The following is a 13222-nucleotide window of genomic DNA, read 5'->3' as shown; positions in this document are numbered from 1 at the left end:
GCATATTGCATGCCACAAGCGAAGTGCTTGAGCTATATCCCGAATTCGCGTGTTGCGCCAAAGCTGGCCAGCCTTTAGGTCTTGACGGCATTGGCGCCGGCAAAACACGCGACCGGCGCGGAGGAATTCTTCGCTCGCATGCGACCTTGGACAACCACGATAGCGGTGCTGGCCTGGCTCTCGCTCGCCGGTAGTGCGAGTGCCGAGACGCTGCTGATCGGTGTCGCGGCGCCTTTGTCGGGGCCGTCGGCGATCCTCGGCAAGCAGATCGAGGCAGGCGCGACAATGGCGGCTGAAGCGAGTGATACCGAGATCAGGACGATCGATGACGCCTGCACGGCCGCTGGCGGCGTTGCCGCCGCGCGGGAATTCGCCGCGGCCAAGGTCAAGGTCGTCATCGGTTTTCTGTGCACCGACGCAATCGAGGCGGCTCTGCCGATCCTCAAGGATGCCGACATCCCGGTGATCACCGTCGGCGTGCGCACGGAAAGCCTGACCGACCGGCGCGCCAAGACGGGATGGCCGATCTATCGTCTCGGGCCGCGCGGCGACGACGAGCGCAATGCCGTCGCCGCCACCCTCACCCGCCTATGGCAGAACGAGCTGTTCGCTATCGTCGACGATGGCACGATCTATGGCCGCGAAATGGCCGAGACGTTTCGGTCTGCCGCCGAGCAGGCGGCATTGAAGCCAGTGTTCGTCGACACGTTCCGGCCGCAGCTCGACAACCAGATCGGCCTGATCGGCCGACTGAAGAAAGCCGGCGCATCGCATGTCTTTGCCGGTGGTGACGGCGATGATGTCGCCATTATGGGCCGCGACGCCGGCCAGCTCGATACCGGCATGGTGTTTGCCGGCGGTGAAGCGCTGCGCGCGCCGCTCGGCGACGTGCCTTACGCCGTCGGCACGCTAATGATCGCGCCGCCCGAATGGGTTGACGTCGCCGACCCCAAGGTGCTGCAAAGCTTTGTCGCACAAAACATCGTGCCGGATGGTTATACGCTTCCCGCCTATGCCGCGGTCGAGATCGCCCGCGAGGCCTTTGCGGCTTCCGAAACCTCCGGCAAAAGCCTGGCTGACCTGCTTACTGGACATGACTTCACTACGGCGATCGGGCCGATCCGCTTTGACGAGAAAGGCGACCTGACGCAAAATCCTTATCGCGCCTACCGTTTCGACGGCGGCCGTTTCGTGCGGGCGGAGAGCCAATAATGTTCCATACCGGTCCGCGCAATCTCATCACCGACGTTGCCGGCTTGCGGGTTGGCAATGCGGCGAATGCCAAGCTGAAATCCGGTGTGACCACCGTCATCTGCGACGAACCGGCCGTGGCCGGCGTGCAAATCCTGGGCGGTGCGCCGGGCACCCGCGAAACCGACCTGCTCGAGCCGCACAATTCAATCCATGCCATCCACGCCGTGGTGCTTTCGGGCGGTTCGGCCTTTGGCCTCGACGCCGCGTCGGGGGTACAGGCGGCATTGCGCGAAAGAGGCATCGGCGTCGAGGTCGGCGGCTTTCGCGTGCCGATCGTGCCGGCGGCGATCCTGTTCGACCTGCGCAATGGCGGCGACAAGGATTGGGGCCGGTATCCGCCTTACCGCGACCTCGGCTACGAAGCCGCGCAAGCCGCCGCGATAGACTTTGCGCTCGGCACCGCCGGCGCGGGTGCCGGCGCGCTGAGCTCCGGTCTGAAGGGCGGGCTCGGCTCGGCCTCGACAATGCTGGACAGCGGCGTCACCATCGGCGCGCTCGCCGCCGTCAACCCGACCGGCTCGGTGACGGTCGCCGGGACCCGCCATTTCTGGGCGGCACCGTTCGAGATCGGCGACGAGTTCGGCGGCTTAGGCTATCCCCACCCGATGCCTGACGGTGCCAGAAAGATCCTGCTGAAGTTCCGTGACAAGCATGCCGCAGAGCAGGCGGAAACCGGCGCCAACACGACCATCGCCGTGATCGCCACTGATGCGGTCCTCACCAAGGCCGCCGCCAAACGCCTGGCGATATCAGCGCATGACGGCTTTGTCCGTGCCATTTGGCCGACGCACACGCCCGCCGACGGCGATCTGGTCTTCGCGCTGGCAACGGGCAAGAGCGGCATCGAGCTCGGGCCCAACGATGCAATCGATCTCTACGCAGCTGCCGGCGCGACGATGGCGCGCGCCATCAGCCGCGGCGTCTTTGCCGCGACGCCGGCCGAGGGCGATCTCTTCCCGGTCTGGTCGTCGCGCTGAACGCGCCAACGCTGTGGTCGGGCGACCGATCAGGTGGGGTCGGATTTTTCTTCCTCGAACGTGACCGCAACATCCGAGTTTGCCGACAGGCGCACCTTCTGGCCCTCGACCTCGGCGACGAGGCTGAGAGGAATGAAGTGGTGATGGCCCCTGTGAGCGCCCTCGCCGCTGTCGCGCTTGGTCAGCTTGATGCGATCCCCGTCGACCTTGTCGACGGTGCCGACATGGACGCCGTCGGCGCCGATCACTTCCATACGTTCGCGGATCTTGGCTGCATCGGTCATGGGGGTCTCCCTTAGGGCGCCGCGCGTCCTTTGGACGCGCAAAGGATGCTCTAAACATTTTGAATCAATGCATCGTGCCCTTCCGAAAATCGATTCTGATTTTCGGAAGGCACGATGCGATGAAGCTGCCGACAATAACAAACGACAGCCGGATTGGATGCATCGACTTCGTGTTTCAGTTAGCACGATCTTTTGACAGCATCGTGATAGGGAATTTAACGACGTCGACTGCCTGAACGGAAAGCCCCATGCGAAATCTTGCCCTGTTTGCCGTCTGCCTGTTCGCCCAGCTTGCAACTTTGGTCGCCGCCTACGCAGGCGATGTCGCCGAGCTTGAGATCCTCGGCTTCAGCAGTGACGGCGGCATCTTCGCCTTCGAAGAATATGGCGTCCAGGACGGATCGGGATTCCCGTATGCCAACCGCTATTACATCAACACGGCCGACGACAATTTTCTCAAGGGCTCGCCGATCCGTATCCGGCTCGACCACGAGAATGCCACCGTGGACGCAGCGCGGCTGCAGGCCCGGCAAAAGGGCGAAGCGATCGTCAGTCAGGCGGAACTCACGGCAAATCGCGGCATCACCGCCGGCTTCAACCCGGTGACCGAGCTTTCTGCCGACCCCTTCCGCATGGTGGTCAATCCGCGCCCGATCTTTTCGCCGGTCGACGAACCGCTCGAGTTCCGGCTCGACCAGATCGGCATGAACGACACCGAACGCTGCCAGAGCCAGGGCGAGATCAAGGGCTTTCGCCTGCTGCGCATCGAAGCGAGAGACGGCAGCCTGACGAGGATTATTCACGAGGACAAATCGATCCCGCAAAGCAGAGGCTGTCCGAATGGGTACCAGATCGGCGCGGTCCAGACATTTTCGCTGGATAGCCTCAGCGCCTATGCCGTGCTGATCGCGGTGCGCCAATACGGCTTCGAAGGGCCGGACTATCGCTGGATCGCGGTAACCGGTCGCCTGTGACGTTCCCCGCCATGCGCTATCGCGCTCTGCGCCGTCTCCGCCGCTCCTTGCCGCCGCTGCGCACCGCTTTTGTCGGTGCCTTGTTGTGGGCCATGGCGATGGGCGCCAGCGCGCTGCTCAATCTGCAGCTGTACGATTGGGAGACCCCGGCGAAGGTCCGCTTCGTCTCGCTGCTTTATGCTGCCGGCGGCGCGCTGGCCTTCCCGGTTGGGCTGTTTCTGGCGCGACTCGTCTCCCTCGGACGCAACTGGGAGATCGCCCTCGCTGCCGCCTTCGTCTGCCTTCTCACCGTGACTATCGCCTTCACCGGCGGCCTCTTTGGGCTGCAATACCGCTCCTACTATGTCCAATGGCATGCGCCCGCGCTCACCATCACCTGGGTTTTCCAGTTCGTGTTCACGATGTTGACGGCGCTCTACCAGTTCGTCGTCCTCGGCATCCGGCTGTATTTTCCGCTCGGTTTCATTGCGCTGGCTGTCGCCAGTGTCTGGTTTGCGCGCCAGCAACGTTGAGCATTTTGCTTGCCTCTGTTAGGACGCGGGCAAATGCTCTTGCAAGTCAGGACCGACTGATGATCCCTCGCTACTCCCGGCCGGAAATGGTGGCCATCTGGTCGCCCGAAACCCGGTTCCGCATCTGGTTCGAGATCGAGGCCTACGCCTGCGACGCATTGGCCGAGCTCGGCGTCATCCCGAAGGAGGCCGCCAAGACCATTTGGGAGAAAGGCGGGGCGGCGAAATTCGATGTCGAAGCCATCGACGAGATCGAACGCGTCACCAAGCACGACGTCATCGCCTTTCTCACCCATCTTGCCGAATTCGTCGGGCCGGATGCCCGCTTCATCCATCAGGGCATGACATCCTCCGACGTTCTCGACACCTGTTTTGCCGTGCAGCTCACCCGGGCCAGCGACATCCTCCTGGCCGACATTGACGGGCTGCTTGCGGCGCTCAAGCGCCGCGCCTTCGAGCACAAGGATACGATTACCATCGGCCGCAGCCACGGCATCCATGCCGAGCCGACCACTTTCGGCGTCAAGCTGGCGCAGGCCTATGCCGAATTCTCGCGCTGCCGCGAGAGGCTGGTGCACGCACGCGAGGACATCGCCACCTGCGCCATCTCGGGTGCGGTCGGCACCTTCGCCAATATCGACCCCTATGTCGAAGAGTACGTGGCCAAGAAACTTGGGCTGAAGCCCGAGCCGGTGTCGACGCAGGTGATCCCGCGCGACCGCCATGCGATGTTCTTCGCCACGCTCGGCGTCATCGCCTCGTCGATCGAGCGGCTGGCGATCGAGATGCGCCATCTGCAGCGCACCGAAGTACTTGAAGCAGAAGAGTACTTTTCACCCGGACAGAAGGGCTCGTCGGCGATGCCGCACAAGCGCAACCCGGTGCTGACCGAGAACCTCACCGGCCTTGCCCGCATGGTGCGCTCCTTCGCATTGCCGGCAATGGAGAATGTGGCGCTCTGGCACGAGCGCGACATCTCGCATTCCTCGGTCGAGCGCATGATCGGGCCCGACGCGACGGTGACGCTCGATTTCGCGCTCTCGCGACTAACCAGCGTTGTCGACAAACTGCTCGTCTACCCCGACAACATGCTGAAGAACATGAACAAATTCCGTGGCCTTGTGCATTCGCAGCGCGTGCTGCTGGCGCTGACGCAAGCCGGTGTTTCGCGCGAGGACGCCTACCGGCTGGTGCAGCGCAACGCCATGAAGGTGTGGGAGCAAGGCGCTGATTTTCTTGAGGAACTTCTGGCCGACAAGGACGTTGTCGCTGCCCTGCCCGAGGCCGAGATCCGCGAGAAATTCGATTTGGGCTATCATACCAAGCACGTCGATACGATCTTCAGCAGAGTGTTTGGAGAGGTCTGATGATTTCGTCGGCCGGAGATTTCGATTTTCTCGCCCTGCCCGGGCGCGGCAACTCCGGGCCGGATCATTGGATGTCGCATTGGTGCCGGGTGTTCCCCAATTCGAGCCGCGTGCTGCAGGCCGAGTGGGACCGGCCTAAGCCTGAAGACTGGATCGGCCAGTTGGATGCCGCGGTGGCCGCCGCACCGCGCCACGTCGTGCTGCTTGCGCATTCGCTGGCGGTAGCGACGGCGGTGAAGTGGGCTGCCGGCGCCAGTCAAAGCCAGCTCGACAAGGTCGCGGCGGCATTCCTGGTTGCCGCGACCAATGTCGAGGATACCGATCCTTCATTCGACGCGGTGCGCCCGTTCGCGCCGATGCCGCTGAAGCGCCTGCCCTTCCCGACATTGGTGGTGGCGAGCCGCAGCGACCCACGCGTCACTTTCGACAAGGCGACCGCCTTTGCCGGAGCCTGGGGTGCGGACATCGCCGATGCCGGCGATCTTGGCCATATGGGAAACGAGGCCCGCCTCGGCTTATGGCCAGCGGGCCTGCTGATGCTTGGACGCCTGCTTGAGAAGGCGAACCTCTAGCCTACGCCTTACCGGGAACCGTCGTTATCGCCGTGCCCCACGGATCCTCGCGGGTGGTCTCGCTTGCGGCATTGTCCGAACGCATCTCGACCCAGGCCAAGCCGGAGCGGGCGGGATCGCGGCGACCGGCGCCCGCGCTCTGCCACGCATTTGCGCCAATGTGGTGATGATAGCCGCCGGACGACAGGAACACCGCCGCGCCACCGTACTTTGCCACTGTGTCGAAACCGAACTCCTGATGCCACCATGCTTCGGCTTCTTCCGGCCTGCCGACCCGCAAATGGACGTGGCCGATAATGCTGTTTTCCGGCGCGCCCTGCCAGCCGGCGTCACCGGCCGGCACTTCGGCAATGACCGACGGAATGTTCAGCCGCTCCGTCGCCATCGCGATCTTGTCGCCATTCCATTTCCAATCCTGGGGGCGGCGGTCGGCATAGATCTCGATGCCGTTGCCTTCCGGATCAGTCAGATAAAGAGCCTCGCTGACCAGATGGTCGGATGCGCCCTCGATGCCGATCTTGCCGGCGATGGCGTGATTGATCCAGCGGCCGAGATCGGCCCGGCTGGGTAGCAGGAAGGCGGTGTGGAAAAGACCGGCGCTGAGCGGGTCATCGGGTTTCGCAGCCGGATCCGCTTCGATGTCGAGCAAAGGGCGATTGACTGCGCCGAGCGTAATTGTGCCGCCGGAGCGGCTCAGTTCCTGCAAACCGACGACTTTGCGATAGTAGGCAGCGAGATTTTCTGCATCGCGCGCCCGCAAGCCGACACGGGCAACGCTGACCGGGGTCGTCGCGGCAAAAGGCAGTTCGCTCATCAAAGTGCTCCGTTCAGCCGGCGCTCGACAAGCTTCCAACGGAGGAACCCGGCGCCATCAATCATTCTAAGCCGTGTCCGTGCCAAAATCTCGGAACAGCCATTCTTTCCTGGCGACAGATCGTCCATCGCGGTCGTTCACACAAGAGCGCAAGAAGCGAACATGGTGTTCACAATAGCGAGCAGAACCCGGCTCGTGAGAGGCCGTTTGCGTGTGGCTGTTGAGTTCATACCTGGTTGCACCCGACAGCGCCTCTCGCTACATGCGCGCCATGAAAGTCAGGGAAGCAGATATTCTCATCGTGCCGGGCTACACCAATTCCGGCCCCGATCATTGGCAGAGCCGCTGGCAGTCGAAACTATCGACGGCGCGCCGCGTCGAACAGGCGGAATGGTCGAAGCCGGTGCGCGAGGATTGGACGGCGGGTGTCGCCAAGGCGGTTAACGAGGCCGAGCGGCCGGTCGTCATCGTCGCCCATTCGCTTGGCGTCGCCGCGGTCATCCAGGCCTTGTCCCGGTTCGAGCGGCCGGTCGCCGGCGCTTTTTTCGTGGCGCCGCCCGATGTCGCCAATCCAAAGATAAAGCCGAGGCACCTGATGACCTTCGGTCCCTATCCGCGTGACCCGCTGCCGTTTCCGTCGGTGGTGATCGCCAGCCGCAACGACCCGTTCTGCGCCTTCGGCGTCGCCGAGGACATTGCCGCGGCTTGGGGCTCGCTGTTCATCGACGCCGGCGATGCCGGCCATCTCAACGCGGATTCCGGCTTTGGCCCCTGGCCCGAAGGGTCGATGACGTTCGCGAAATTCCTGACGGATCTCTAGAGCGGTTCATCGTTTCACGGAAACGGCGAACCGCTCTATCTCTTTGTTTTGACGCAATTCCGGACGGAAAACCGTTTCACACTTTTCCTGGAATTGCTCTAGGAAGCGATCGAATCCCTGACGCTGCTCAGCAGGGTCTTTGCCCCAAGCGAAATCAGCGAATGCTCGGAACCCAACGCCAGCAGCCGGTAGCCCATCGACACCACGCGACCGGCGATGGCCGGTTCCATCACATAGATCGCCGCATGCTTGCCGGCTTTGCGGGTGCGCTCGGCGATCGAGGCGACGGTCTCCATCATGCTCTCCAGCGTCGAACTGACGGTGGTGCCCTTCGACCAGGCGATCGAGAAATCCGACGGGCCAAGGAATATACCGTCGATGCCCGGCGTGTCGAGGATGCCGTCGAGTGCATCAAGCGCGGCCCGCGTTTCGACCATGGCGAACGCCATGGTGCGCTGGTTGCTGTCGCGCAGCCAGTCGGCATAGTCGCCCTTGCCATGGCGCGGAAAAGCATAGGTCGGGCCCCAGGAGCGCTCGCCGAGTGGCGGGTATTTCATGGCGGCGGCAAACAGCTTTGCGTCCGCCACCGAATTCACCATCGGGGCGATCACAGCCTCGGCGCCGAAGTCGAGCGCGCGGCTGGCCATGTCGAAGCGGCCGACCGGGATGCGCACCAAAGCCGGCTTGTTGACGGCCAGCACCGGCACAAGCCCGCGCAGCACGCTGTCCTCGTGATGGCCACCATGCTGCATGTCGAGCGTAACCGCGTCGAACCCTTGTCTGGCCAGTATCTCGACCGTCAAGGCATCCGGCACGCCGGACCATGCAGTGAACAGCGTCTCGTCGGCCGCAAGGCGTGACTTCAGGGACATTGGTGATTTCCTCTTTGGCTGCAGCAATTCAGCCGGAAATGACCGTAAAGGCAAAGAAAAACCGCCCGGTTAGGCCGGGCGGTCGATTGGTCCAGCATTCGATCGATACCGGCGGAAGGATCAGGTGTTCTTGATCTGCTCGATCGCCTGCGCCATCAATTCATCCATGGTGCGGCGGATCTGATGGTCCGACTGGTCGATGCCGGCTGCATCGAAATCCTTGCGTATCTTGCGGAAAACGTCGTGATCGCCGGCTTCCTCGATGTCGCTGACGACCACTTCCCTGGCATAGGCGTCGGCCTCGGCGCCTGACTTGCCGAGCTTTTCGGCAGCCCACAGGCCGAGCGCTCTGTTGCGGCGTGCCGCAGCCTTGAATCGAAGTTCCTCGTCGAATGCGAATTTGCGCTCAAAGCCCTCTTCGCGGTCTTTCATGCTGCTCATGGCATCCCTCCGTGAAATCCGATTCGTTGTGCCAATATGTGTTGCCGGAGCACAAACCAAAAGGGCGCCGGCCGGTCAATATGCTACATTGCCTGCTGCGCTGCGGCATTTCGGTCCCCGAAAGCGGTTGATTGAAAGGATTTGCCGATTGAGCAAACAGTGCGATTGGGATAGACACCGGCATTGAACCCCACCGTCGCCATCTTATTTTAGGCAGACGGACAGGAACTGGTCGCTTGCCGCCTGCCCGCAAATCCAGAGAAAAATCAGATGAAAAATCGCCGCCGCATTTATGAAGGCAAGGCCAAGATCCTTTATGAGGGACCGGAGCCTGGCACGCTGATCCAGTTCTTCAAGGACGACGCCACCGCTTTCAACAAGAAGAAGCATGAAATCGTCGATGGCAAAGGCGTGCTCAACAACCGCATTTCCGAGCACATCTTCAATCATCTCAACCGGATGGGCATTCCGACCCACTTCATCCGCCGGCTCAACATGCGCGAGCAGCTGATCAAGGAAGTCGAGATCATCCCGCTCGAAGTGGTGGTGCGCAACGTCGCCGCCGGCTCGCTGGCCAAGCGCTTGGGCATCGAGGAAGGCACCGTGCTGCCGCGCTCGATCATCGAATTCTATTACAAGGCCGATGCGCTCGACGATCCGATGGTATCGGAAGAGCACATCACCGCCTTCGGCTGGGCGAGCCCGCAGGAGATCGACGACGTCATGGCGCTGGCCATTCGCGTCAACGACTTCCTTTCCGGCCTGTTCATGGGCGTCGGGATCCAGCTCGTCGATTTCAAAATCGAATGCGGCCGCCTGTTCGAAGGCGATATGATGCGCATCGTCGTCGCCGACGAGATCTCGCCGGATTCCTGCCGGCTGTGGGACGTGGCGACCCAGGACAAGCTCGACAAGGACCGCTTCCGCCGCGACATGGGCGGGCTCGTCGAAGCCTATCAGGAAGTTGCCCGCCGCCTCGGCATCATGAACGAGAACGAACCGCCGCGCCCTGCCGGACCGGTGCTCGTCGCATCGACCGACGGTGTCAAAGGCAAGCCGCACTGACGGCTTGCCCGCTCAACAGGTGAACAGGAGCATGTCCAGCGTGATCAAGGCCCGCATTACCGTAACCCTCAAGAACGGCGTGCTCGACCCACAAGGCAAGGCAATCGAGCATGCGCTTTCCGGAATGGGTTTCGGCGGCGTCGGCCAGGTGCGGCAAGGCAAGGTTTTCGATATCGAGCTTGCCGAGGGCGACAAGGCCAAGGCCGAGGCCGATCTGAAAGCTATGTGCGACAAGCTTCTGGCGAATACGGTGATTGAGAATTACGCGGTGGAGATCGGCTGAGCTTGTCGAAAGACATCCAGATATCGAAGTTCATGAGTCTTGTTTTACGCCATGCTCCCCATGAAGCGGGGCTGACTTTGGATGAGAACGGTTGGACTGATTTCAACAAACTTTGCGCGGCGATTCAGGCGAAGTTCGGCACATCCGCCGCCGAGGTTGTTCGGATCATCGACGAGAACCCGAAAAAGCGCTTTGCAATCGACGGTGATCGTGTCCGTGCGGTTCAAGGCCACAGTGTCGAGATTGATCTCGGCCTGTCGCCATCAATTCCTCCAACAGTCTTATATCACGGCACCAAGGAAGAGTTTCTCCCCAGCATCTTACGAGAAGGCTTGATCAGCCAGTCTCGGCAGCACGTTCATTTGTCAAAAGACATTGAAACAGCTGTGATCGTCGCACAGCGCCGCAAGGGGAGAAGTGTTATCCTGCGGATCGACTCGGAAAACATGGCCAAAAACGGCGCCTTATTTTTTCTTTCCGAAAATGGCGTCTGGCTGACCAGCCATGTTTTGCCGCGATATCTGTTCCAACTCAACGAGCATGAATTCTCATGAAATCAGCCGTCGTCCTGCTCCCCGGCCTTAATCGCGACCGTGACATGATCGCGGCGCTGACCAAGATTTCCGGCACGCCGCCGGTCACCGTCTGGCAGACCGACACTGAAATTCCCGATGTCGACCTGATCGCCATTCCCGGCGGCTTTTCCTTTGGCGATTATCTGCGCTGCGGCGCTATTGCCGCGCGCATGCCGGTGATGCGGGCTGTGGCCGAAAAGGCGGCCAAGGGCGTCACGGTCATCGGCGTCTGCAACGGCTTCCAGATCCTGGTCGAGGCCGGCCTGTTGCCGGGTGCATTGATGCGCAACACCTCGCTGAAATTCGTCTGCCGGCAAGTCAAGCTGCAGATCGTCAATGCCAACACGATGTTCACCCGCCGCTATCAGCCGGGCCAGGTCATCCGCGCGCCGGTGGCGCATCATGACGGCAATTATTTTGCTGATGCCGAAACGCTGGCCCGCCTCGAAGGCGAAGGCCAGGTGGTGTTCCGATATGCCGAAGGCACCAATCCCAACGGCTCGATCAACGACATTGCCGGCATTGTCAACGGCCGTGGCAATGTGCTCGGCCTGATGCCGCATCCCGAGAACCTGATTGAAGCGGCGCATGGCGGCAGCGACGGCCGGGCGCTGTTCGAAAGCGCGCTGGGCATCGCCGCTTGATGCATTCAATCTTCCTCCTGGAGCGACGGTCATGAAACTCTATTCGCGACCGCTGTCGCCCTATTCGTCGATCGTGCGGGCGCTGGCCTACATCAAGAACGTGCCGCTCAAGGTCATTGCACCGCCGCCTGGGTTTCCCATTCCCGAGGCATTCCGTGCCATCTCCCCGCTCAATCGGATTCCAGTGCTGATCACCGGCTCGGGCGAAACGATCGTCGAATCCGTGGTCATTGCCGAATATCTGGAGGAGCGCTTTCCCGAGCCAGCGCTGCTGCCCAAGGATTCGAAAGACCGGGCGTTGGTGCGCATGTTCGCCCGCATCACCGACCTTGACGTGCTCGCCCCAACGATGAAGCTGTTCGAGCTCTATTTCGTGCCGCAGCGCAACGAGGCGGACATCAAGGCACAGTTCGCCCGATTGCATCACGGGCTTGCGGCAATCGAGGCCCGCATGGCGCATGGCCCGTTCGCGCTCGGCGACGACATCTCCTTCGCCGATGCGTGGCTGACGCCGACCCGCTTCGTCTTCAACAATTTCAGGGCGACGATCGGCCGCCCCGACCTGCTTGACGCCTATCCGAAATTCGATGCCTATGAGCAAATCGCCTTGCAGCATCCGGCGCTGTCGCGCGTCTGGGGTGAGATGACAGACGGTCTGAAGATCTTTCTGTCCGAACTCGAGATGGGCGCCGCTTGACCATGCGATTGACACTCGCCCGCCTCGCCGTCGCTACTGCCGCCGGGCTTGTACTCGCCTCATGCCAGTCAAGCCCGAAGAGCACGCCGGCGCCGGCGGGCAAGAGCGCGTCACTGCTTGCCATGGAGCAGGTGGCAATAGCTGCCCACAAATGCTGGATCGCCAGCAAGGACCCTGCCTTCAAATCCTATCAGATGGCCAACGAGCTGAATTCGTTCAGCGGCACGCCGCGCTTCCTGCTGGTGCCGGCCAAACATTATGGCGGAAAGCCGTTGCTGGTCGTGCAGGCGCAAGGCAATTCGAGCCGCGTCGACGTGTTCGGCCCATTGATGGCGGAACCGCTCGGCGGCCGCATCGGCTCGGACATTGCCCGCTGGCAGGCCGGCAATCCGGCCTGTGGCGCTGCTGCCTAGCCCAATGGGTCGCTTGCTGCAGATCACCGGTCTGGTCGTCGGCCTGGCCGGGCTCGTCCTGCAGCTCTGCATCACCGTCCCGGCATCAATGGAAGCCGGCCGCGGCTTTGTCGGCTCGCTGGTCTTCTATTTCAGCTTCTTCACCATCCTGACCAACATCGGCGCGGTGCTCGTCCATGCCTCGTTGCTGTCGTCGACGGGTTATGCCTGGTTTCCGGCCTTTGCCGGGCCACGGATAGGGGCGGGCGTAGCCGTCGCCATAAGCCTGGTCCTCATTATCTACGCCACGGTCCTGGCGCAGCTTTGGCAGCCGCAAGGGCTGTTCCTGCTCTGCGACGTGCTCCTGCACTATGTGACGCCGGTGGTGTTCGTGCTGTGGTGGCTTGTGGCGGGCGCCGACGGCTCGACGCGATGGCGTGACATCTCGTGGTGGATGATCTATCCGATCGCCTATCTGGCCTACGCGCTGCTGCGGGCGCCGATCGTCGGCGAAGTACCCTATCCATTCCTCGACGTCTCCAAACACGGGGCGGCCAGCGTCGCCGTCTCGGCTCTGGCCATCACCGGGCTTTTTCTGGTTCTGTGTATCGTGGCCGTGCTTGTGGACCACGGCGTATCGAGGCTCAGGGCGGCGGGCGTCCGCTAAAGTGCGGTGCCT

Annotated in this window: 18 protein-coding genes; 14 read left to right on the top strand and 4 right to left on the bottom strand. The window is 62.2% G+C overall.

Going from position 1 to position 13222, the window contains the following annotated elements; translation table 11 throughout:
* Positions 1–138 precede the first annotated feature (138 nt).
* On the top strand, positions 139–1212 hold the full coding sequence (locus NKJ09_RS26765) for a branched-chain amino acid ABC transporter substrate-binding protein (RefSeq protein ID WP_352495808.1): 1074 nt from the start codon (positions 139–141) through the stop codon (positions 1210–1212).
* A complete protein-coding gene (locus NKJ09_RS26760; protein WP_352481167.1) occupies positions 1212–2231 on the top strand; it encodes a P1 family peptidase in 1020 nt (339 codons plus the stop codon). The genes NKJ09_RS26765 and NKJ09_RS26760 overlap by 1 nt, the downstream gene beginning before the upstream one ends.
* 29 nt (positions 2232–2260) lie before the next feature.
* On the opposite strand, the gene NKJ09_RS26755 is transcribed toward NKJ09_RS26760, so the two are convergent.
* Positions 2261–2515, bottom strand: coding sequence for a DUF2171 domain-containing protein (locus tag NKJ09_RS26755; protein WP_254817658.1), 255 nt, complete (start codon positions 2513–2515; stop codon positions 2261–2263).
* 248 nt (positions 2516–2763) lie between these two features.
* On the opposite strand from NKJ09_RS26755, the gene NKJ09_RS26750 reads away from it, so the two are divergent.
* The 4 genes from NKJ09_RS26750 to NKJ09_RS26735 are packed head-to-tail and all read left to right on the top strand — an operon-like array spanning position 2764 to position 5940.
* The gene (locus tag NKJ09_RS26750) at positions 2764–3489 is read left to right on the top strand and encodes a DUF2259 domain-containing protein (RefSeq protein ID WP_352495807.1); all 726 of its coding nucleotides are present in this window, start codon (positions 2764–2766) and stop codon (positions 3487–3489) included.
* An 11-nt stretch (positions 3490–3500) separates the two neighbouring features.
* Positions 3501–4001, top strand: a complete 501-nt coding sequence (locus NKJ09_RS26745) for a hypothetical protein (RefSeq protein ID WP_031193518.1) — start codon at positions 3501–3503, stop codon at positions 3999–4001.
* Positions 4002–4060: 59 nt separating this feature from the next.
* Entirely contained in the window at positions 4061–5368 is a 1308-nt protein-coding gene (purB, locus tag NKJ09_RS26740; protein WP_352495806.1) for an adenylosuccinate lyase, read from the top strand.
* Positions 5368–5940, top strand: a complete 573-nt coding sequence (locus NKJ09_RS26735; protein WP_352495805.1) for an RBBP9/YdeN family alpha/beta hydrolase — start codon at positions 5368–5370, stop codon at positions 5938–5940. The genes purB and NKJ09_RS26735 overlap by 1 nt, the downstream gene beginning before the upstream one ends.
* A gap of 1 nt (position 5941) precedes the next feature.
* On the opposite strand, the gene NKJ09_RS26730 is transcribed toward NKJ09_RS26735, so the two are convergent.
* Positions 5942–6754 carry a VOC family protein gene (locus tag NKJ09_RS26730; protein ID WP_352495804.1) on the bottom strand — a complete coding sequence of 271 codons (813 nt, stop codon included), beginning with the start codon at positions 6752–6754 and terminating at the stop codon, positions 5942–5944.
* A gap of 271 nt (positions 6755–7025) precedes the next feature.
* On the opposite strand from NKJ09_RS26730, the gene NKJ09_RS26725 reads away from it, so the two are divergent.
* A complete protein-coding gene (locus tag NKJ09_RS26725; RefSeq protein ID WP_023717392.1) occupies positions 7026–7574 on the top strand; it encodes an RBBP9/YdeN family alpha/beta hydrolase in 549 nt (182 codons plus the stop codon).
* 98 nt (positions 7575–7672) lie between these two features.
* On the opposite strand, the gene NKJ09_RS26720 is transcribed toward NKJ09_RS26725, so the two are convergent.
* Together NKJ09_RS26720 and NKJ09_RS26715 are read right to left on the bottom strand one after the other, a co-directional pair.
* Complete coding sequence (locus NKJ09_RS26720; protein WP_352495803.1) at positions 7673–8446, bottom strand: HpcH/HpaI aldolase family protein; 774 nt, start codon at positions 8444–8446, stop codon at positions 7673–7675.
* 120 nt (positions 8447–8566) lie between these two features.
* A complete protein-coding gene (locus NKJ09_RS26715; protein ID WP_023717390.1) occupies positions 8567–8887 on the bottom strand; it encodes a DUF1476 domain-containing protein in 321 nt (106 codons plus the stop codon).
* A 270-nt stretch (positions 8888–9157) separates the two neighbouring features.
* Here NKJ09_RS26715 and purC point away from each other — a divergent pair, with 270 nt between their 5' ends.
* The 7 genes from purC to NKJ09_RS26680 are packed head-to-tail and all read left to right on the top strand — an operon-like array spanning position 9158 to position 13210.
* The gene (gene purC, locus NKJ09_RS26710; protein ID WP_023674725.1) at positions 9158–9952 is read left to right on the top strand and encodes a phosphoribosylaminoimidazolesuccinocarboxamide synthase; all 795 of its coding nucleotides are present in this window, start codon (positions 9158–9160) and stop codon (positions 9950–9952) included.
* Positions 9953–9992: 40 nt separating this feature from the next.
* A complete protein-coding gene (purS, locus tag NKJ09_RS26705) occupies positions 9993–10235 on the top strand; it encodes a phosphoribosylformylglycinamidine synthase subunit PurS (RefSeq protein WP_023717389.1) in 243 nt (80 codons plus the stop codon).
* The gene (locus NKJ09_RS26700) at positions 10232–10789 is read left to right on the top strand and encodes an RNA 2'-phosphotransferase (RefSeq protein WP_352481308.1); all 558 of its coding nucleotides are present in this window, start codon (positions 10232–10234) and stop codon (positions 10787–10789) included. The genes purS and NKJ09_RS26700 overlap by 4 nt, the downstream gene beginning before the upstream one ends.
* Positions 10786–11454: a phosphoribosylformylglycinamidine synthase subunit PurQ gene (gene purQ, locus NKJ09_RS26695; RefSeq protein ID WP_352495802.1), complete on the top strand. Its 669-nt coding sequence runs from the start codon at positions 10786–10788 to the stop codon at positions 11452–11454. Before NKJ09_RS26700 ends, purQ begins: the two co-directional genes overlap by 4 nt.
* Before the next feature lie 31 nt (positions 11455–11485).
* A complete protein-coding gene (locus tag NKJ09_RS26690) occupies positions 11486–12151 on the top strand; it encodes a glutathione S-transferase family protein (protein ID WP_023717386.1) in 666 nt (221 codons plus the stop codon).
* Between the two features lie 2 nt (positions 12152–12153).
* A complete protein-coding gene (locus tag NKJ09_RS26685; RefSeq protein ID WP_023717385.1) occupies positions 12154–12564 on the top strand; it encodes a hypothetical protein in 411 nt (136 codons plus the stop codon).
* Between the two features lie 4 nt (positions 12565–12568).
* Positions 12569–13210, top strand: coding sequence for a Pr6Pr family membrane protein (locus NKJ09_RS26680; RefSeq protein ID WP_023717384.1), 642 nt, complete (start codon positions 12569–12571; stop codon positions 13208–13210).
* Positions 13211–13222: the final 12 nt, after the last annotated feature.

The organism is Mesorhizobium sp. M0189, assembly GCF_040322135.1.
GTDB lineage: Bacteria > Pseudomonadota > Alphaproteobacteria > Rhizobiales > Rhizobiaceae > Mesorhizobium.
Note: the sequence above shows the minus strand (reverse complement) of the source record. Positions and strands in the feature narration are given on the sequence as shown.